The sequence below is a fragment of the Cohnella sp. OV330 genome, from assembly GCF_900112065.1.
GTDB lineage: Bacteria > Bacillota > Bacilli > Paenibacillales > Paenibacillaceae > Cohnella.
Window position 1 is genome coordinate 296,923 of sequence record NZ_FOKE01000003.1, and the last position, 19,417, is coordinate 316,339.

The 19,417-nt window shown below is 59.3% G+C and carries 17 protein-coding genes; 13 read left to right on the forward strand and 4 right to left on the reverse strand.

Features of this window, described 5'->3' with window-relative positions:
- The first annotated feature begins 435 nt into the window (after positions 1-435).
- From BM235_RS08425 to BM235_RS08460, 8 genes are read left to right on the forward strand one after another with little or no spacing between them, the layout of a single operon-like run.
- A complete protein-coding gene (locus tag BM235_RS08425) occupies positions 436-912 on the forward strand; it encodes a hypothetical protein (RefSeq protein ID WP_255374223.1) in 477 nt (158 codons plus the stop codon).
- Entirely contained in the window at positions 909-1,898 is a 990-nt protein-coding gene (locus BM235_RS08430) for a CehA/McbA family metallohydrolase (RefSeq protein WP_090111599.1), read from the forward strand. The genes BM235_RS08425 and BM235_RS08430 overlap by 4 nt, the downstream gene beginning before the upstream one ends.
- Before the next feature lie 12 nt (positions 1,899-1,910).
- Positions 1,911-2,657 carry a glycerophosphodiester phosphodiesterase gene (locus BM235_RS08435; RefSeq protein ID WP_090111601.1) on the forward strand — a complete coding sequence of 249 codons (747 nt, stop codon included), beginning with the start codon at positions 1,911-1,913 and terminating at the stop codon, positions 2,655-2,657.
- The gene (locus BM235_RS08440) at positions 2,654-3,658 is read left to right on the forward strand and encodes a LacI family DNA-binding transcriptional regulator (RefSeq protein WP_090111603.1); all 1,005 of its coding nucleotides are present in this window, start codon (positions 2,654-2,656) and stop codon (positions 3,656-3,658) included. Before BM235_RS08435 ends, BM235_RS08440 begins: the two co-directional genes overlap by 4 nt.
- A 19-nt stretch (positions 3,659-3,677) precedes the next feature.
- Positions 3,678-4,502, forward strand: coding sequence for an ABC transporter permease (locus tag BM235_RS08445; RefSeq protein ID WP_090111605.1), 825 nt, complete (start codon positions 3,678-3,680; stop codon positions 4,500-4,502).
- 22 nt (positions 4,503-4,524) lie between these two features.
- Complete coding sequence (locus tag BM235_RS08450) at positions 4,525-5,574, forward strand: ABC transporter ATP-binding protein (protein ID WP_090111607.1); 1,050 nt, start codon at positions 4,525-4,527, stop codon at positions 5,572-5,574.
- Between the two features lie 25 nt (positions 5,575-5,599).
- On the forward strand, positions 5,600-6,799 hold the full coding sequence (locus BM235_RS08455; protein WP_090111609.1) for an extracellular solute-binding protein: 1,200 nt from the start codon (positions 5,600-5,602) through the stop codon (positions 6,797-6,799).
- On the forward strand, positions 6,796-7,635 hold the full coding sequence (locus BM235_RS08460) for an ABC transporter permease (protein ID WP_090111611.1): 840 nt from the start codon (positions 6,796-6,798) through the stop codon (positions 7,633-7,635). The genes BM235_RS08455 and BM235_RS08460 overlap by 4 nt, the downstream gene beginning before the upstream one ends.
- Positions 7,636-8,084: 449 nt before the next feature.
- Here the strand turns inward: BM235_RS08460 and BM235_RS08465 are convergent, their stop codons facing one another.
- Together BM235_RS08465 and BM235_RS08470 are read right to left on the reverse strand one after the other, a co-directional pair.
- Positions 8,085-8,561 carry a GNAT family N-acetyltransferase gene (locus BM235_RS08465; protein ID WP_090112238.1) on the reverse strand — a complete coding sequence of 159 codons (477 nt, stop codon included), beginning with the start codon at positions 8,559-8,561 and terminating at the stop codon, positions 8,085-8,087.
- 45 nt (positions 8,562-8,606) lie between these two features.
- The gene (locus BM235_RS08470) at positions 8,607-9,548 is read right to left on the reverse strand and encodes an AraC family transcriptional regulator (RefSeq protein WP_090111613.1); all 942 of its coding nucleotides are present in this window, start codon (positions 9,546-9,548) and stop codon (positions 8,607-8,609) included.
- Positions 9,549-9,728: 180 nt separating this feature from the next.
- Here BM235_RS08470 and BM235_RS08475 point away from each other — a divergent pair, with 180 nt between their 5' ends.
- Entirely contained in the window at positions 9,729-10,466 is a 738-nt protein-coding gene (locus BM235_RS08475; RefSeq protein WP_090111615.1) for an SDR family oxidoreductase, read from the forward strand.
- Between the two features lie 87 nt (positions 10,467-10,553).
- Here the strand turns inward: BM235_RS08475 and BM235_RS08480 are convergent, their stop codons facing one another.
- Positions 10,554-11,438 (reverse strand): LysR family transcriptional regulator, encoded by an 885-nt coding sequence (locus BM235_RS08480; protein ID WP_090111617.1) that lies wholly within the window; start codon positions 11,436-11,438, stop codon positions 10,554-10,556.
- Positions 11,439-11,553: 115 nt separating this feature from the next.
- On the opposite strand from BM235_RS08480, the gene BM235_RS08485 reads away from it, so the two are divergent.
- Entirely contained in the window at positions 11,554-12,948 is a 1,395-nt protein-coding gene (locus tag BM235_RS08485; protein ID WP_090111630.1) for an MFS transporter, read from the forward strand.
- Between the two features lie 367 nt (positions 12,949-13,315).
- Here BM235_RS08485 and BM235_RS08490 read toward each other — a convergent pair whose 3' ends face one another.
- Positions 13,316-14,479 (reverse strand): GntR family transcriptional regulator, encoded by a 1,164-nt coding sequence (locus BM235_RS08490; RefSeq protein ID WP_090111632.1) that lies wholly within the window; start codon positions 14,477-14,479, stop codon positions 13,316-13,318.
- A 169-nt stretch (positions 14,480-14,648) separates the two neighbouring features.
- Here BM235_RS08490 and BM235_RS08495 point away from each other — a divergent pair, with 169 nt between their 5' ends.
- From BM235_RS08495 to BM235_RS08505, 3 genes are all read left to right on the forward strand, one after another.
- Positions 14,649-17,327, forward strand: coding sequence for an alpha-mannosidase (locus BM235_RS08495; protein ID WP_090111634.1), 2,679 nt, complete (start codon positions 14,649-14,651; stop codon positions 17,325-17,327).
- A gap of 197 nt (positions 17,328-17,524) precedes the next feature.
- The gene (locus tag BM235_RS08500) at positions 17,525-18,472 is read left to right on the forward strand and encodes an ABC transporter permease (RefSeq protein WP_090111636.1); all 948 of its coding nucleotides are present in this window, start codon (positions 17,525-17,527) and stop codon (positions 18,470-18,472) included.
- A 12-nt stretch (positions 18,473-18,484) separates the two neighbouring features.
- On the forward strand, positions 18,485-19,375 hold the full coding sequence (locus BM235_RS08505; RefSeq protein WP_090111638.1) for a carbohydrate ABC transporter permease: 891 nt from the start codon (positions 18,485-18,487) through the stop codon (positions 19,373-19,375).
- Positions 19,376-19,417 lie beyond the last annotated feature (42 nt).

A 19,417-nucleotide genomic window follows, 5' to 3' on the forward strand; every position in this document is an offset into this window, starting at 1 on the left:
AACCACCCGAAAGAAACCGCGCCTAACCGGCGCGGTTTTTTTGCTGGAGCAGAACGACATGGCCCCCAAATAAGCATAATCGCAGGCTGCGGTAGAGGCCGGCAGGCTGGAGCGAGACGATAAGTGTTAAATAGCATCTATTTTCGTCCAGCGTGACCAGACGCGCCTATTAAGTGTTAAAAAGCAGTTTAACTCTCTCATTTCGCGCCGTTGCGGCGTTTTGGGAGAGAATAGCTGCTTTTCAGCAGTTATTTCTATATGAACGGGCTAGTTTTACCGGAATAAATGCTCTTTAGCAACTATTTCGGCGAGGCCGAGGGCGGGAACCTTTACACAAATTTGTTTTTTCGGACATACTGCTCGAACATTTCAGCTTTAAATTAATAGATGTGGGATCGTTCCCATACCATGGCATTTAAAAGAGGGAGTCCTGTCATGCTGATCGATATTCAAGCGAACGCGACCCCTGAAGACTCCCGTACGCATGTCCGCTTCCCCTTTAAGCTGAACGAACCGGCGTGCGCGATCGGCATTCATTTTGAATATTCGCCTAAACGTTTGGACGACGACAGCAGGGCGCGCGAGCTGCTGGAACAGAGCTTTGAACAATACGTCTTGCCCGAGCGGCTGGCGCTCGCCAAGGAGAGGACGGACCGGTATCTGCCGCTCCAGAATCTTATTACGTTATCGGTGGACGATCCGGACGGCTACCGCGGCGCCTGTCACCGCCACGATCCGGTCCAGTCCTTATGGATCTCCGAGCACGACGCTTCTCCGGGCTTAATGAAAGGCAAGATCGCGGCGGGGGAATGGACGATCACGCTTAGCCTGCATGCCATCGTCACCGAGCGCTGCGCCTATCGTCTGCAAGTATGGGCGGCGGACGAGGAAGAGAGGGGGGAGCGGCCATGAGATGGTTGGCATGCGAGCTGCACGCCCATACGCTTCATAGCGACGGGAAGATGACGCTGATGGAGCTCGCGTCGGCGGCGGCGAAGCTCGGCTTCGAGTGCGTGGCGCTCACCGATCACAATACGATGTCGGGCTTGGCGGACAAGGAAGCGGCGGAGCGCCGGACGGGGATCGCGATATTGCCCGGCATGGAGTGGACGACGTTCCACGGGCACATGGTCACCGTCGGCCTGGCGGAATACGTCGATTGGCGGGAAGCGAACACCCGCAATATTCATGAAGGCGTGTCCGCCGTTCATGCGCGCGGAGGCGCTGCCGGGCTCGCGCACCCGTTCCGCATCGGAAGTCCCGCTTGCACGGGGTGTTACTGGGAGTACGAGGTGGACGATTGGAACGACTTCGATTATATCGAAGCCTGGTCGGGCACGTTCGCGCCGATCAAGACGGACAATGCGCGCGCGTTCTCGCTGTGGACGGACAAGCTGAACGAGGGCTACCGCCTGGCGGCTACGTCCGGACGCGATTGGCACGACGCTGCGGAGACGGACGAACCGATCTCGGTGACCTATCTCCGCCTAGAAGACGAGTCTAGACCGATCGGCGAAGAGGCGATAGAGGCGCTGCGACGGGGACGGGTGTCAGTGACGATCGGTCCGCTGGTCACGCTGGAGGCCGAGACGGCGGGCGCCAGGTACGGGATCGGAGACGTCGTTCCGGTCGGCGAACGCGCGGCGACCGTCCGCATCGGGATCGATTTCTCCGTCCGTCAAGGGCTGTGGACGCTTGACGATCCCGCATGCCGCATACGCTTGTCCGGCAACAAGGGCGTATGGGAAGAAAGCGCGATTCGGGAAACGGAGGGGACGCAGGAATTCCGCATGTCCGTGGAAACGGAAGGCCTGTTATGGATGCGTGCCGAATTGTGGGGGATCGTCCGGGGCGTGACGACCATGATCGCGTTTACCAACGCCATTTATTTCGATTAGGAGCCGAAGCCGATGAACGATTTTCCGCTTATCACCGCGCATACCGGATGCATGGGCACGCCGGACAATTCCGTCGAGTCCGCCCGTGCGGGGCTGTCTCTTGGAGCGGACATCATCGAAGACGACATTCGAGTGACCCGCGACGGCGTCCTCGTGCTGAGCCATGACGATCGCGTCGTGCTGGCGGACGGACGGATCGCAAGCTTGTCCCGATTGACGCTTCAAGAGCTGAACGAAGGGCTGGCGGCGCCGATCGTCCGGCTCGAGACGGTGCTCGATCTGCTGGTCGGCGGCGCCGGTCAAGCCAGAATGAATCTGGATCTCAAGACGGACGATTGCGTCGAGCCCGTCATGGCCCTCATACGGAGGCGGGACATCGCCGATCGGGTGCTGCTGACCGGCTGCGAATACGGCAGAGCCGTTCGGGCGAACGACGCGGACGGCGGGATCGCGAAGCTTCTGAACGTCGATATCGGCAGGTTCCGGACGTCCGTCTACGCCGAAGCGGCGAGGACGGCCTGCGAAGAAGCGCTGCACGCCGGCTGCTTCGGTCTCAACGTGCCCTATCAGCTCGCGCTGCCGGAGCTCCTGGCACTCGCTTCCGATCGCGGACTGTCGGTATTCGTCTGGACCGTCGGCGAGGCGCAGGAGATGAGGAAATACGCGGAACTGGGCGTCCGGTCCATCACGACGCGGGACGTCGCGACGCTGCTGCGCGTCAAACAAGGCTGGCACGATGAGGGAGCAAAGCGGATATGACCTATAACATCAAGGAAATCGCTTCGCTCGCCGGCGTATCCAAGTCGACGGCGTCGAGAGTCATATCCGGCAACGGGTATGCGAGCCCCGAAGCCAGAGCGCGCGTGCTCGAAGTGGTCGAGCAATTGCAGTACAAGCCGAATGCGGTGGCGAGGGCGATGGTCGCCAAGCGGACGAACAACATCGGCGTGATCGTGTTCCGCGAGCGGCAGCCGATCGTCTCCCATCCGCTGTACGGCAAGCTGATCGACGCGATCCTCGAAGCGGCCGAAGGGCTGGGCTACTCGGTGCTGCTGAAGACCGACCGGGAGATGTCGGTGCGCTCGGCGGATCACATGCTGGAGCGGCGCGTCGACGGCCTCATTCTGATCAGCAGATTGCGGAAAAACGTCGTCGATCACGTCAAGAAGTACAACCTTCCTTACCTGATGGTGAACGGTTCGACCGACGATCCGGACGTCATCCATCTCGTCAGCAACGACGAGGAGGGCGGCGCCAAGGCGGCCGCTTACCTGCACGGTCTCGGGCACCGGCGGTTTTTCGTCATCGCGGGACCTCAGGAGCACCGAAGCCACCATCACCGGCTGGAGGGGTTCAGACAAGGACTGATGCGGCTCGGCGTCCAGGCGTCGGACCTGTCCGTCGTCCTGTCGCCGGAGTCGAACCTCGAGCTGGGCGCACGTCTCATGGCGGAGCACTTCGAGGCGTTCATCGGCGGCGGCTATACCGTGCTGTTCACCACGAACGACATGCTGGCGCTCGGCGCCATGAAGGTGCTGCTGCAACGATCGGTCCGCATACCCGGCCAAGCGGCGGTGATGGGCTTCGACGACATCGACTTCGCGGCGGCGTACTCGCCGGCGCTGACGACGGTCAAGGTAGACACGAACCGGATGGGGCATGACGCCGTCGCCTTGCTCGACCGTCTTATTCATCAAGAAGAGGTCCTGTCTAAAAAGAACGAATCCGCCAGCGAAATCCTGATTCGCGAGTCGACTTGAGAAAGGAGGAGCGAGCCTAGTGGGATGGTACTTTAAAGCCATCGGCAGACGAAGGATCATCGAGTTTGTCCTATTGACGGTTTTCGCCGTATTTTTCGCGGGGCCCTTGCTAAATCTGGTCGTGCTGGCCTTTAGCGGCCAATGGACGTATCCTGACCTGCTGCCGCATCAATGGTCGTTCAAATGGTGGAAGTTCGTGTTTAGCCAGGACGACGTCGCGAAGTCGATCGGGCTGTCCTTCCTGATCGCGACGATCGTCACCGCCCTGTCCATCGTTCTCTGCATTCCGGCGGCCTACGCGTTCGCCCGTATCCGTTTCCCTTTCAAAAAAGTGTTTCTGTTTTCGTTCCTGCTGACGCATGCCTTTCCGAAAATGGGCCTCTACGTATCGATCGCCGTGCTGTTCTACAAAGTGGGACTCATGAACACGATGCTCGGCGTCGTCCTCGTGCACATGATCAACGTCCTCATGTTCATGACCTGGATACCGACGGCGGCCTTCCGCAACATTCAAGCCGCCCAGGAGGAGTCGGCCCGGGACGTCGGCGCGACGCCGCTGCGGGTATTCCGCAGCATCACGCTGCCGATGGCGATGCCGGGAATCATGGTCGCCTCCGTATTTACGTTCCTCAATTCGCTCGACGAAGCGCAAGGGACTTTCCTGGTCGGCATCCCCGACATCAAGACGATGCCGATCATCATGTACTCGATCATATCGGACTTTCCGAGCAGCGCCGGCGCGGTATTCTCGATCATCCTGACGGCGCCGACCATCATTCTGCTGGTGGCCGCCCAGCGGCTCATCAGCGCGGACGTGATGGCCAGCGGATTCCAAGTGAAATAACGAGAAGGAGGGGATCGACGAGATGAGCGTCCAATTGGCCGTCCGGGGCCTGACCAAACGCTACAAGACGGGCGAGGGCGTCACCGGCATTAACCTCGAGGTGAACAAAGGCGAGCTCGTGACGCTGCTCGGGCCGTCCGGCTGCGGCAAAACGACCGTGCTCCGCGGCATCGGGGGATTCCTCGAGCCGGATGCGGGAGAGATTTTGATCGAGGGCCGGAGCGTAACCAAACTGCCGCCGGAGAAGCGTCCGACCTCGATGGTGTTCCAAAGCTACAATCTATGGCCCCATATGTCCGTCTTCGATAACCTGGCGTTCGGACTCAAGATTCGCGGCATGCCCAAAGCCGACATCAAGAGCGCTGTCTCGGACGTTCTGCGGCTCGTGCGGCTGCCGGGCGCGGAGAAGAAATATCCGACCCAGCTGTCGGGCGGCCAGCAGCAGCGCGTCGCGCTCGCCCGGTCGCTGCTGCTGAAGCCGGCCGTGCTGCTCCTGGACGAGCCCTTCTCGGCGCTCGACGCCAAGCTGAGGCACGAGATGCGCGAAGAGCTGAGGGACATCCAGACGCAGACGGGCCTCACAATGGTGTTTGTCACCCACGATCAGGAAGAAGCGCTCTCCCTGTCGGATCGGATCATCGTCATGAATCACGGGCATATCGAGCAGATCGCGCCGCCGCAGCGCATTTACAACGAGCCGGAGACGCTGTACGTCGCGCAGTTTATCGGGAAAATGAACTTTTTGGAGGGGGTGGTGGACGGGGAGTGGATTCGGGTCGGCGAGCTGTCGTGGCCGAACGCGAAGCGCCTCTCGGGGAAGGTCAAGGTGGCCGTCAGGCCGGAGGACGTCGGCTTGAACGCGAGCTCGAATCATCAGGACGAACAGGGGCAGGGATTGCCGGGGAAAATCAAACAAATCATGATTCTCGGACATTACGCGGAAGTTTCGGTCGACATGGACCAGCACGGCACTGTTAAGGCTTTTCAATCCAAGGAAGCCATCGAACGGCTGCGAACGGGAGAAAGCGTGCGCGTTTCCTTGGCATCAATGATCGCTTATCCAAACGATTGACACAATCTGAGGAGGATGATTATCCATGGTTCGTTTGAAGAAAAGCTTGACGGCGCTGTCTGCGCTGACGTTAACGGTTGCGGTATTGGCGGCATGCGGCAGCAAAAACGACGACAATGCCAGCCCCGCGGCTTCCGATTCGCCTTCCAACTCTCCATCCGGCTCCCCTTCCGCCGCTGCCTCGTCAGCGGAGCCCGTACAGTTCTCGTTCTATTTTACCGGCTCGCAGAACGTCAAAGACCTGTGGGACACGCTCATCCCGATGTTCGAAAAGCAGAACGACAAGGTCAAAGTCAAAGAAGTGTATATTCCGTCCGGCGCCGGCGCAGAGCCGACTTACGACCGGATTCTGGCGGCCAAGAAAGCCGGCAAAGGCTCGGGAGACATCGATCTGTACGAGGACGGCATCAACGTCGTGTCGCAAGGCGCGAAAGACGACGTATGGGCGGCGCTCGACACGAGCGGCATTCCCAATCTCGCCAACATCGATCCGAAGACGATGACCGACGTATCCAACATGGCGGTTCCTTACCGCTCCTCCGCCGTCGTGCTCGCCTATGACAGCGCAAAAGTATCCGCGCCTCCGAAGACGTTAAGCGAGCTGCTGGACTGGATCAAGCAAAATCCAGGCAAATTCGCTTACAACGATCCGTCTACCGGCGGCTCCGGAAGCTCCTTCGTCACGACCGTGCTGTACGACGGCCTGCCGGAAGAAGACATTCACAACAGCGATCCCGCCGTCATGGCCAAATGGGATGCAGGCTTCGGCAAGCTCAAGGAACTCAACAAGTCCGTGTACGGCAAGGGCATTTATCCGAAGAAAAACCAGGGCACGCTCGACCTGCTGGCGAACGGCGAGGTGGAGATCATCCCGGCCTGGTCCGATATGGTGCTCCAGCAGCTCGGCGAGAAGCTGCTGCCCGACACGGTGAAGATGCAGCAAATTACGCCGGGCTTCAACGGCGGCCCGACCTACCTGATGGTCAACAAGCTGTCGGACAAGAAGGACGCCGTCAATCAATTCCTGGACTTCGTGCTGTCCCCGGAGGCGCAAGAAGTGATCGTGACCAAGATGAACGGCTTCCCGGGCATCGAGCTCTCCAACATGTCCCAAGCGATGCAGGATAAGTTCAAGGGCGTATCTGAAGGCTTCCGCACGTTCAATATCGGAGATCTCGGCACGGAGATCAACAAACGCTGGCAGAGCGACGTAGCGGCGCAATGAGGAAGGAAGTCAAACAAGCGATCGGGGGGCTGATCATGGTCAGCCCTTCCTTCGTTCTGCTGCTCGTCATCGTCGTCATACCGATCGTTCAATCGTTCGTCACGAGCCTGGGCAACGGCGAAGGCGGGTACGATCTGAGCCGTTATCAATTTTTGTTCGCCGACAAGGGGATGCGCGCGAACATCTTCTTCACCCTCAAGGTCACGCTCGTCTCATGCGCGCTGGTGCTGCTCGTCAGCTATTCGCTCGCGCTGTACATGCGGTTCAGCTCGGGGAAGCTGGTCGACTGGATCCGCAAGACGTACATGATCCCGCTGTTCATCCCGGGCGTGATCGCCACGTACGGGCTGATGAACCTGCTGGGAAACCACGGCTGGCTGGCCCGGCTGCTGCTGCCGCTCGGCATCGAGCTGCCCCGCCTCATCTTCGACGAGAAAGGCATCGTCATCGCGAACATCTGGTTCAACATCCCGTTCGCCACGATGCTGCTGAGCTCGGCGCTGACCGGCATCCCAGCTTCGATCATCGAGAGCGCCCGCGACACGGGAGCGGGCAAGCTGCGCATTTTTCTGCGTTTTATTTTTCCCTTGTCCTACAAGACGTTCCTCGTCGCCCTGACCTTCGTATTCATGGGGGTCATCGGCTCCTTCACCGCACCGTTCCTGCTCGGACCGAACGCGCCGCAAATGCTCGGCGTATCCATGCAGCAGGTATTCGGCGTATTCCAGGAACGCGAGCAAGCGGCGGCCATGGCCTTCTTCACCTTTCTGCTTTGCTCGGTGCTGGGCTATTTCTACATCCGCTCGATGGCCGGCGAAGAATCGGCGAACCGCTAATCTCCCCTTCGGGGGAGATTTTTTTGCGCTTGGCGGCCTCGAACGGGCCGACCGAAGGCTGTTTGGGGCGAGGTTACTCAAAATCGGCTTGTTGACGGGGGAGGGGCAGGGCGCGGTAGCGGTGCTGGTGGCGTTGGCGATTCAGTTGGAAGTGTAGGTGGCAGTTGCAGATGCAGTTGTCAGTGGAAGTTACGGTGAAGGTGACGGTATGAAGAGAGCGATAACTGCAAAAGTGCATCTTTTTTCGCCTAAACTCCTCAGTATGCGTACGATACCTGCAAAGTGTAGGTATTTTCGCTCGATCGGGCCCAATCTCGCTTAGTCGGACAAAATAGATGCACATCTGCACTTATTATCAGGGACCAAAACCCGCTAACAAAAATAACTGCATATTTGCATTTATCCAACCGAACCGCCGGATCCTTGATCCTGACGGTTCTTCGTGCCGTTCACAATCGCAGTACGGTCACCTGCTCGCCATCGCAAATCTCCCCGTTTTCCCGGAAGCCGAAGCTTTCATAAAGCTTTTTGGCGGCGACATTGTCGCGCTTGTACGGGAGCCAGCACAATTGCGAGGGTCCGGCGGGGAAGGTGCGGATGAACTTTAAGATTTCCGCCATCGCTTCGCGGCCGTAGCCCCGGTTCTGATAGCGACCGTCGATCATCAGCCGAAGGATGCAGTAGCTGCCGTCGGCGACGGAAGGGAGCTCGTATCCGGTAATCCCGTAGGTCAACATGACAAATCCGACCGGCTGCTCATCCGCGTAGACGGCAAACGGAAATGGATGCCCCCCGTTGGTAGCTAACACGTAACAAGACGCGACGCTCGACAGATTCGATGCGACGTACTGGCGCTGATCCTCGGACACTTCGAGGTTAAACACGGCGCGCCGGTTATCGAGCGTGATTTTTCTGAGCGTGATTATGCCGAACCCTCCCATCCGATGCTTTTTAGCCGAGACTCTTCATCACTATTCCTCCCCGCCCACGCCGCCGCCCGCCCCGACGGCCGTCGCTTCGCGAAGCTCCTGCATGTCCTGCATCGGCGGCCGGCCGTACAAGCGGGCATATTCCCGGCTGAATTGCGACGGGCTCTCGTAGCCTACGCGAAAAGCCGCCTCGGACGCCGGCGCGGCTTCCGTCAGCATGAAGCGCCTCGCTTCTTGCAGGCGCACCGTTTTCTGATACTGCAGCGGGCTCATGGCGGTGACGCGCTTGAAGTGCTTGTGGAACGCCGACACGCTCATGTTGACGGCGCCCGCCAGCTCTTCGACGCGGAGCGGGCGCTGGTATTGCCGGTTGATTATCCGGACAGACTGGGCGATGAGGTGCGATTGGCTGCCGACCGTCGCGAACGAACGAAGGAGCGGACCTTGCTCGCCTTGGAGCAAGCGGTACACCATCTCGAGAATGACGAGGGGAGCCAGCACCGGTACGTCCTCGGGCGCATCCAGCAGTTCGACCAGCCGGCAGGCGGCTTCGAGCAAGGCGGGAGACATGCGGCTAACGGTAATGCCGCGGCTAGCTTCCGGCGAGACAAACTCGGGACGTTGGATCTCGCCGGCAACGTCCAAAATGACGTCGGCGTCGAAGCACAGCTTCAGGCTGAGATAGGGCACCTCGGGCGAAGCCTCGATGATTTTGCCGAAGATCGGCAGCTCGACGGAAGTCACCAGGTAGGTCATCGGGTCGTAAGTATAGGTGCCGTCCGCCACGGCTGCCGTTTTGGCGCCCTGCGCCACGATGCAGATGGAGGGTTTGTATACGGACTCCAGCGGTTCGGATGTCCGCACGGCATGCAACAGCGTCAAATCCGGTATGGAAGTGGGATGCGTGCCGCCGACAGGAGCATGGCGCCGTATGGCGTGCGCCAATCGCTGCCGGGCTTGCTCCATGCGCGTGGATTCATTCATCGCTCGCAGTCTCCTTCCCGCGCTGATCGCGTTTCTTTCATCATACCCAGCTTGAAGAGGATTAGGCAAGGATCGAAGACGACTGTTCTACCTGGCGGCGGCTAACCTTTCCTATAATGAGGATACGAGGTCGGACGCAGTCAGCGTGGCGGCCGGTTTAACCAAAAGGAGAGATTCGATATGGAATTGCAGGGAAAAGTGGCGATCGTGACGGGAGCTTCGAGGGGGATCGGACGGCAGATCGCGATTCAATTGGCCGGGGCCGGCGCGAAGGTGGTTGTCAATTATGCCTCGAATCCGGGCAAAGCGGAGGAGGTCGTACAGACCATCAAGCAAGCCGGCGGAGAAGCGGTCGCCATCGGCGCCGACGTGAGCAAGGTGAGCGACGTCGAAGCGCTGTTCGAGCGGACGCTCGGACAATACGGTCGCGTGGACATCGTGGTCAATAATGCCGGCATCATGGACAACGCGGCGATCGCGGACGTGACGGAGGCGTCGTTCGACCGGCAGTTCGCCATCAACGTGAAAGGGACGTACTTCGCTTGCCAGCAAGCGATGAAGCATATGTCGTCCGGCGGAGCGATCATCAACTTCTCGACCTCCGTGGCGGGCGCGATGCTTCCGACTTACAGCGTCTACGCCGCGACCAAAGGCGCCGTCGAGCAGCTGACCCGTCAACTGGCCAAGGAATTCGGGCCCAAGGACATTACGATCAACTGTATCGCGCCAGGGCAGGTGTCGACTGAGTTGTTCTTGACTGGAAAATCCGACGAGCTGATCGATTCGTTCCGGCGGATGAACGCGTTCGGACGTCTGGGAGAGCCGGAAGACATCGCGAACGCGGTGGAGCTGCTCGCCGGCGACAAAGGCCGCTGGATCACGGGACAGACCCTTCGCGTAAACGGCGGATTCAATTAAAGAGGCGACCCGGATACGGGCCGTCGCGGCAAGCTTAAGCTGCCGGTTTACAGCCCCTGCGATCAGCAGGGGTTATTTTAATATCCTTCATTTTGTGCCGGTTTGCCCTTCGAAATAAGCGAGGACGACCTCGCGGAACTCCAGCGCGGCCTGCGAGAGGTACCGGCTCTTGTGCCACAACAAAGCGATCTCCCGCTTCAAGTCGGCATTATCGATGCTCAGATACCGGATATTCGCCTGCGGATTCCTGGCCGTGCTCGGCATGAAGGCCAAGCCGATCTCGGCTTCGACGAGGGCGCTCAGCCTTGCGGGCTCATCTCCCTCGTACACGTATTGAGGCGCGAGTCCGGCTGCTTGGCAGATGGAATCGATCAGATCGCGAATGCCATACCCCTTTTTTACGCTGACGAACCATTCGTCCTTTAGTTCTTTCAAGGATACGCTGCTTCGATCCGCCAGCCGATGCCCCTTCGGGACCGCCAGGACGATCGGATCGACGAACACGATTCGACTGACGATGTCCTCCTCCTCGACCGGAGGCGAAGAGAGGCAGAAGTCGACCTCTCCGCGATGAAGCAGCGCGACCATTTCCTGCAGGCTCAGCATTTGCACGTGAAATTGGACCAAAGGACGCTTTTTCCGAAACTCCCGAAGGATAACCGGCAGCGTGCTCGCGGTCGTCACCGCCAATTTGAGCGTGCCTTCCCGAAGACCGGACAGATCGTCGATCTCCTGCTTTCCCTGCTCTAATTCGAACAAAGCCCTCTCCGCGCGCCGAAGGAATCCGCTGCCGTACGCGTTCAATCGCAGCTTTCTTCCCGTTCGATCGAACAGCGGCACCCCCAGATCCTCCTCCAGGCGCTGAATCGTTTTGCTGAGCGACGATTGGGTAACATGCAGGCTCCGCGCGGCGTCGGTCATATGCTCAAGTCGGGCTACCGCGATAAAATATTGCAGCTGTAGAAGCTCCATTCGGTCCCCTCAATTCATTGACTGTAGTCAATGATATTATAGATCAAAATGCGTTGGAGTAAATGAGCAGCATTCCGTAAGATAGCTTTATAACGCATGAGAGGGGGCGCGCAACATGGATTCTCGCAGCAGATGGCTCATGATCGCCGTCGGATTGGGGGTTTTATTAAACCCGTTAAATTCATCGATGATTTCCGTGGCGATCGCGCGGCTGCAAGCGGCGTACGGGCTCGATTATACGAATGTATCATGGATTATTTTTTCTTTTTACATCGCGAGCGCGATCGCGCAACCTGTCATGGGCAAGGCTAGCGATTTATTCGGGCGCCGTAAGATTTTCCTTGCGGGTCTGGTCGTCTCCTTCGTTTCATCCTTGCTGGCTCCGCTGTCGCCGAATTTTGGCTGGCTGATCGCTGCCCGTATCGTGCAGTCGATCGGCACGAGTATGATGATCGCGGTCGGGATGGCAATCGTGAGGGTGTACATTACGGAAAAACAAGGGAGCGCGCTGTCCCTATTGTCTATTTTCCTGTCCGGAGCGGCGGCGATCGGTCCTTTTGCCGGGGGCGTACTGCTGGCGCGGTGGGACTGGCACGCGATCTTTATCGTCAATATTCCTTTCGTGGCAGCCAGCTTCCTGTTAGCATGGCGGATGATTCCGAAGGATGAACCGGCAGCTGAAGTCGCGCGCAGGATGTCTTTACGGAAGTGGTTGGTTCTGATCGACGCGCACGGGATCGTGCTCTTTACGGTGGGGCTGGTGGGCGTGCTTGTCGGCTTGCTGTCCTTCAAGTCGTCCGGGCAGGTCTCCTTATGGAACATTGCGGTCGGGTTGATCGGCCTTGCGGCGCTGGTCGCTTTCGCGAGGCATGAGCTGCGCTCGACGTCGCCGTTTATTCCGCTGCGAACCTTTGCCAAATACCCTGCCATGACTTGGGTTAACGTTCAGTACCTGCTCGTGAACCTGCTGTTTTACGCGCTCTTCTTCGGGCTGCCTTCTTATTTGCAAACGGTGCGTCACGTCAGCGAGTTCCATACGGGGATTCTGATGCTGACGTTAGGGCTCAGCTCGCTCGTCGCCTCTCCGATCGCGGGGAAATGGATCGATAAATCGGGTCCCAGGCCCGCATTGATCGCGGCTGCCGTACTGATGGCGGCGGGATCGGCGTGGATCGTCACCTTGAACCAAACCTCGCCGGTGATCGGCGTGAGCTTGGCGCTGGCCGCCTTCGGGATCAGCAACGGGTTAAACGCCGTCGGCATGCAAGCTGCTCTGTTTAAGAGCTCCCCAAAAGAAATAGCCGGCGTCGCCTCCGGACTGTTCAATACATCGAGATACCTCGGGACGATTCTATCCTCGCTGCTGACGGGCGTTATCATGGGCGGGACATTCAGCTTTGCCGGTTTCCGGCTGCTCGGCGTTTTTCTCACGCTCATTTCGCTGGTCCTGGTGATCATGAACCTGCGGAGAAGCGCGCCGGAGAAGGCGGCGGCCGTCGCCCGCGATTAGCGGCATAAACAAAAGGAACCGCCCCAAAAGTCATTAGATGACGGGGCGGTTCTTTACATTTCCGGCCATCGACTTGCCCAACGTGCGCTCAGTTGAGTTGGCGCGGTACGGGAATCGAAAATAGCGCAATTTTGCGCTATTTGGAGCACTTCGTGAGCGGCAGGGGCGCAGGCGCAGGCCAAGGATAAGGGAGTAGCGCAATTTTGGAGACTCCCGTGAGCGGCGGGGTACAGGTGCGGGCCAGGGATTCGAGAATAGCGCAATTTTGCGCTATTCTACAGCATCGCTTAAGCGGTAGAGGGCCAGGTGGGAGCCGCGCAAGCGAGCTCTTAGCAGGACCGCATGAACGACCAGTTGCGATGTCCGGTCAGACCGGCGTGCCCACCGGCGCGACCGACTTGCGGACGATCAGCTTGTTCGGCGTGATGATCTTGCGGCGCTCCTGCTTGGGATTGTCGATGATCGACGCGAGCAGGCGCGCGGCTTCCTTGCCCATGAGCTCTTCTTCCTGGCTGATGCAGGTCGGAGGGACGCTCGACAGCGCCGACAGCTCGTAGTTGTCGAAGAAGACGATCGACAGCTGCTCGGGGACCTGGATGCCGATCTCGCGGGCCGCCTCGATCACCGTCAATCCGACCGCGGCGTTGATGGCGAAGACGGCCGTCATGTCCGGGTTTTGCCGCAGGAAGGCTTGAATCTCCTCCTTGATCTCCGGATCCGCGACGCCGTCCTTCAGCACGACGTTGATCCGCTCGCCGTCGAAATGGTGCAGACGAAGCCGATGCTCGACGGGAATCTGATGCTCCGCCAGCGCCTTCTCATAACCGACCAGACGGTCCTCGATGCTCGTCGTCCCCTGATAAGGCGTCGAGATGAAGCCGATCCGGTTATGGCCGTTTTCGATCAGATGCGCGGTCGCTTTGTGGGCGCCGTCCACGTTGTCCGAACAGACGCAGTTCGTCTCGATCCCCCGGAGGTAGCGGTCCACCACGACCAGCGGAAATTCGTTCAGCGTAAGCCGCAGAATTTCCTCGCTATAGGACTCTCCGTCGACCGGAAAGACGATAATGCCTTTCACGCCGAGCTGAATGACTTCGCGCAGCACTTCTTTTTCGGTTTCCTGGGAATCGTCGGTCTTGCAGAAAAGCAGCCGGTAATTCAGCTTGGTCAGCTCGCTCTCGATGCCGCTGAGCAGGTGGGCGGTAAACGTGTTCCCGAGCCTGGGCATCAGGTAGGCGACGAGCTGCTTTTCCTCGCGGAGCGAAGGCTCGCCCTCCTGATACAGCTTGGGCTCCCCCGCGAGATCGCGCGAGACGAAGGAGCCTTTGCCCTGGATCCGATAGATCAGGTTGTCCTCGATCAATTGCGCGAGCGCGTTTTTCACGGTAATTCTGCTGACGTTGAATTGCTCCGCGAATTCGTTTTCGGAGGGCAGCCGGTCTCCGGGCTTCCACACCTTGTCCGATATTTGCTTAAATACGTAATCGCGTATTTGCGTGTATAACGGGACCCGCTGCACGGCTTTGTTCATCGTTAACACTCCTAACATTATCTATGACAAATATATAACTTAACGCCTGGGTTGTACAGTTATATTCCTCAATTTACAGGTTGGCATGAACATGATAATATTTTATTACAAGCTTGTTATAAATTATACAAGTTAAATCAAAAAAAGAAATGTAACGGGAGGGGCAGAGATGGAGAAAGCGACGGTACACGTCATTTCGCATTCTCATTGGGATCGGGAATGGTACATGCCGTTCGAAAAGTTCCGGATGCGGCTCGTGAAGCTGATCGACGACGTGCTGGACTTGCTTGAAGCGGAAAATAACGGCTTCGCGTTTTTTCATCTGGACGGGCACGTGCTGCTCGTCGACGATTATCTCGAGATCCGCCCCGAGCAGGAGGGGCGCCTTCGCGCCCTTGTCAGGCAAGGCAAGCTGAGCATCGGTCCTTGGTATGTGCTGCAGGACGCGTTTCTGACGAGCGGCGAGGCGCAGATCCGCAACATGCAGCTCGGCCTGGCGCGCGCCGAGGAGCTGGGCGGCGCGACCGAGGTCGGCTACTTTCCCGATACGTTCGGCAACATCGCCCAATCCGCGCAGCTGCTGCAGGGTTTCGGGATCCGGCATGCGGTGTTCGGCCGCGGGATCAATGCCATCGCCGAGAACAACGGCGTCCGCAATACGGACAGCTCGGGCTACCCGTCGGAGCTGTGGTGGGCGTCGCCCGACGGCTCGCGGGTACTGTCCGTATTCCTGGCGAACTGGTACCACAACGGCATGGAGCTGCCGACCGATCCGGCGCGCGCCGCGGAGCGGGGCAGGCAGGCGCTCGACAACGTCGAGCGGTTCGCCACGACGCCGGATCTGCTGCTTATGAACGGCTGCGACCACCAGCCCGTCCAATCCGACGTAGGGCAGGCCATCGCGGCGCTGAACGAGGGCTTGCCCGCGTACCGGTTCGTCCACAGCCGGTTCGCGGACTACTTCGACAGGCTGGAGGCGCACGGCTCCCCGTCCGCGACGGTCGCGGGAGAGCTGATCGGCGAACGGACCGACGGCTGGACTACGCTGGTGAACACGGCCTCCTCGCGCATGTACCTGAAGCAGTGGAATGCGCGCGTCCAGGGCGAATTGGAGCGTTGGACCGAGCCTTTTGCCGCGATCGCCGGCCTGCTGGGGCAGGAATACCCGGCCGCCTTCTTGAAGCAGGCTTGGAAGCTGCTGCTCCAGAACCATCCGCACGACAGCATCTGCGGCTGCAGCGTCGACGAGGTTCATGAAGAGATGGTGACGCGCTTCATGAAGAGCGCGCAAATCGCGGAGTCGTTGAGCCTTGAAGCGATGACCTATATCGCCGATCGCACGGATACGTCCGCGTTCGCGGCGCAGGAAGAAGGCGCGCCGGCCGACATCCATCCGTTCGTCGCGTTCAATCCGCTTGGTTGGACGCGAGACGAATGGACGACGGTCGACATCGACGCCGAAGCCGAGCTTGCGCCAGATCGGTACGCGCTGCTGGACCGCGACGGCGCCGAAGTCGCGTACGCCTGGGAGGACCTCGGCTGGATCAGCGGATTCACGCTGCCGGACGACCGGTTCCGGATTCCCTGGCGGAAAAGGAGATACCGGCTGACCTTCCTCGCGAGCGGGATTCCGGGGACGGGGCACGCAGTCTTTGCCTGGGTGCGGCGGGCTGGCGATAAAGCCGCGACAATAAGGGACGAAGGCGAAGCCGCATGCGTCCTGGAAGCAGATTCGGCGATTTTAGAAAACGCTTACCTGAGGATCGTGGCGGATGCCGGCGGCATGTTGACGCTGGAGGACAAGGCAACCGGCCAAGTGTACCGAGATCTCCTGGCGCTCGAAGACAGCGGCGATATCGGCAATGAGTACTTGTACCGCGCCGCCGAGGACGCCCGGCCGATCGTGACTGGCGAGGATCCCGTCCGACTGGAGGACCGTTCGACCTTCGGCTGCGCGCGTCTCGTCATCCGGCACCGGCTCGAACTGCCGGCGGAGCGCGAAGGGAGCGGACGGTCGCCGCGCACGATCCGTCAGGAGGTCGAGGTCGTCGTCAGCCTAAGGAACGGCGCCAAATATGCGGAGATCGAGGTTAGCTTGGACAATGCGGCGAAGGATCACCGGCTGCGCGCGCTGTTCCCGAGCGACGCGGATACCGAATTCGTCCATGCGGACGCGCCGTTCGACGTGGCGAAACGCTCGATCGCGCCTTGGGAAGGCTGGCGCAATCCGTCGCGCAACGAGCGGATGCAGTCGTTCGTCGACTTGTCCGACGGCGTGCGGGGCTTGGCGATCGTCACGGAGGGACTGCCGGAGTACGAGGCGCTTCGCGACGGGCGGGGCACGATCGCGCTGACACTTCTCCGCTGCGTGGGCGAGCTTGGCGACTGGAATTATTTTCCTACTCCGGGCGCGCAATGCCTGGGGCCCTACAGCTGCCGATTCGCCATCGTGCCCCATGGCGGCGACTACCGCGAGGTCGTCCGTACCGCCCAAGCGTTCAACGCGCCGCTGCGGGCGGTACCGACCGGCGTTCATGGCGGGGCGCTGCCTCCGGCGCTGTCTTGGGCGAGCGTCCATTCGCCCGGCGGCGCCGTCGTGACGACCGCGCTCAAGCGGGCGGAGGATGCCGGCGGCGTCGTGCTTCGGCTGGTCAATCTCGGCGAGTCGGAGGAGGAAGTCGAGGCGACGGGACATCTGTTCGACCGCGCATCGGCCGTCAGCGAGCGGATGCTGAACGAGCGGGAGGTGGCTCCCGTACCGGTCGAGGCGGGACGGATCGCCTTCAAGCTCGCGCCGAAGAAGATCTTGACGCTAGGCCTTGAAGGAACATTCGCGGAGTTAAAATAACCCTTTACAACCTATTGTTCTAAAAGTATAATCTCAATATACAAGCAACATATAAGTTTATAACAAATATAACAAGTTGTGATGTTGGCGGTGTCCGGCAGAGGGGGAGGGAAGACGAAGCTTCGCGCCTCCTTAACAGCCGACAATTGAAAGCGCTTCATGATAGCGGTTACGAGAATACAAGCGAGGTGATCCGAATGAACGCAGAACGACAGCGCGCCAAAAAGAAGGGGATCGCCTTCGAGCTCAACAAAAACGCGTTCCTGTATTTGATGGCGGTGCCAGGACTGGTCGTCCTGTTCTTATTTAACTATATGCCCATGGCGGGCGTGCTGATCGCCTTCAAAAACTTCGACTTTTCCAAAGGGATCTTCGGGAGCGAGTGGGCGCGTCCGATCTACAACAACTTCGACTTCCTCTTCACCTCGGAGCAAACGTTCCGGGCGACGCGCAATACGATCCTGCTAAACCTGCTCTTCATCGCCTGCAGCACGCTCGTCGCGGTGGGGCTGGCGCTCCTGCTGAACGAGGTGAGGCGCAAGCTGTTCAAGAAATTCGTGCAATCCTTTACGCTTCTGCCTTTCTTCGTGTCCTGGATCGTCGTCAGCGTATTCGCCTACAGCATCTTCGCGTTCGATCAAGGCATGCTCAACCAGCTGCTGGGGTGGTTCGGGATCTCCAAGGTCAACTGGTACAACGCGCCCCAGGCGTGGCCGGTCATCCTGACGCTGATCATGGTGTGGAAAAGCGCGGGCTACAACTCGATCCTGTACATCGCAACGTTGTCCGGCGTGGACACGAGCTATTACGAGGCGGCGGAGATCGACGGCGCTACGAGATTCAAGCAGATGCTCTATATCAGTCTGCCGATGCTGAAGCCGACGATCATCATTCTGGTCCTGCTGGCGATCGGGCGCATCATGAACGCCGACTTCGGGATGTTCTACGGCATTATCGGCGACAATCCGAACCTGTACGCGACGACCGACGTGCTGGATACCTTTATCTTCCGCAATCTCCGGGTCATCGGCGATGTCGGCATGGCTTCCGCGGCGAGCTTCTACCAATCCGTCATCGCGTTCGTCATCGTGCTCGCTTGCAATCGTTGGGCCAACAAATATCAGAACGGCTCAGGCCTGTTCTAGGAGGAGACGCAGATGACTAACAAGCTCGGCCGTCTTCGGCTATCCGACGCGCTCATTTATTTATCGGTATTCGCGTTTTCGATCGTATGCCTGCTTCCCTTTCTGATGGTCATCGGGGGCTCCTTCACGGACGAGCTGGAGATTCAGGCGCACGGCTACCAGCTGTTCCCGTCGCACTTCAGCACGCAGGCCTACCACATCCTGTTCATTCAGTGGAAGGTGCTGGTGAACGGCTACAAGATCTCGACCATCGTCACGGTCGTCGGGACCGCGGCCAGCGTACTGATCTGCGCGATGCTGGCGTATCCCATGTCGCTCAAACGGGTGAAATACAGAAGGTTCCTGTCCGTCTACTCGATGCTGACGCTGCTGTTCAGCGGCGGCATGGTCCCGTGGTATATCATCTGCGTCAATTACCTGCACCTGAAGGACAACCTCGCGGCGCTCATCATTCCTTACTTGTGCAGCGCGTTTAACGTCTTCCTGATCCGCAACTACTTCGAGTCGCTGCCCGAGGAGCTGTCCGAGTCGGCCAAGATCGACGGGGCGGGAGAAGCTACGATCTTCTTCAAGATCATCATGCGGCTGTCGACCCCGGTCATCGCGACCGTATCGCTGTTCATCGCGCTAACCTATTGGAACGATTGGTACCTCGGCGTCATGCTGATCGACAGCAGCGACCTGCAGCCGCTGCAGCTGCTGCTGCGGTCCATCGTCTCCAACATCATGTTCCTGAAAACCTCGGACGCGGCGGCCCAGATGCTGTCTACCAAAGGGCTCGTGCCCTCCGAAGGAATCAAGCTCGCTACCTGCGTCCTGACGATCGGTCCGATCGTCTTCCTGTACCCGTTCGTCCAGCGATTCTTCATTAAAGGCATCATGATCGGGGCGGTCAAAGGCTGACTACTCTGGGGGTCAAACCCTTATGTAGAATATAGATGAAGG

Coding starts and splice junctions, on each gene's coding strand:
- BM235_RS08425 (WP_255374223.1), top strand. CDS start 436: ATGCTGATCGATATTCAAGCGAACGCGACCCCTGAAGACTCCCGTACG.
- BM235_RS08430 (WP_090111599.1), top strand. CDS start 909: ATGAGATGGTTGGCATGCGAGCTGCACGCCCATACGCTTCATAGCGAC.
- BM235_RS08435 (WP_090111601.1), top strand. CDS start 1,911: ATGAACGATTTTCCGCTTATCACCGCGCATACCGGATGCATGGGCACG.
- BM235_RS08440 (WP_090111603.1), top strand. CDS start 2,654: ATGACCTATAACATCAAGGAAATCGCTTCGCTCGCCGGCGTATCCAAG.
- BM235_RS08450 (WP_090111607.1), top strand. CDS start 4,525: ATGAGCGTCCAATTGGCCGTCCGGGGCCTGACCAAACGCTACAAGACG.
- BM235_RS08455 (WP_090111609.1), top strand. CDS start 5,600: ATGGTTCGTTTGAAGAAAAGCTTGACGGCGCTGTCTGCGCTGACGTTA.
- BM235_RS08460 (WP_090111611.1), top strand. CDS start 6,796: ATGAGGAAGGAAGTCAAACAAGCGATCGGGGGGCTGATCATGGTCAGC.
- BM235_RS08470 (WP_090111613.1), bottom strand. CDS start 9,548: ATGAATGAATCCACGCGCATGGAGCAAGCCCGGCAGCGATTGGCGCAC.
- BM235_RS08475 (WP_090111615.1), top strand. CDS start 9,729: ATGGAATTGCAGGGAAAAGTGGCGATCGTGACGGGAGCTTCGAGGGGG.
- BM235_RS08480 (WP_090111617.1), bottom strand. CDS start 11,438: ATGGAGCTTCTACAGCTGCAATATTTTATCGCGGTAGCCCGACTTGAG.
- BM235_RS08485 (WP_090111630.1), top strand. CDS start 11,554: ATGGATTCTCGCAGCAGATGGCTCATGATCGCCGTCGGATTGGGGGTT.
- BM235_RS08490 (WP_090111632.1), bottom strand. CDS start 14,479: ATGAACAAAGCCGTGCAGCGGGTCCCGTTATACACGCAAATACGCGAT.
- BM235_RS08495 (WP_090111634.1), top strand. CDS start 14,649: ATGGAGAAAGCGACGGTACACGTCATTTCGCATTCTCATTGGGATCGG.
- BM235_RS08500 (WP_090111636.1), top strand. CDS start 17,525: ATGAACGCAGAACGACAGCGCGCCAAAAAGAAGGGGATCGCCTTCGAG.
- BM235_RS08505 (WP_090111638.1), top strand. CDS start 18,485: ATGACTAACAAGCTCGGCCGTCTTCGGCTATCCGACGCGCTCATTTAT.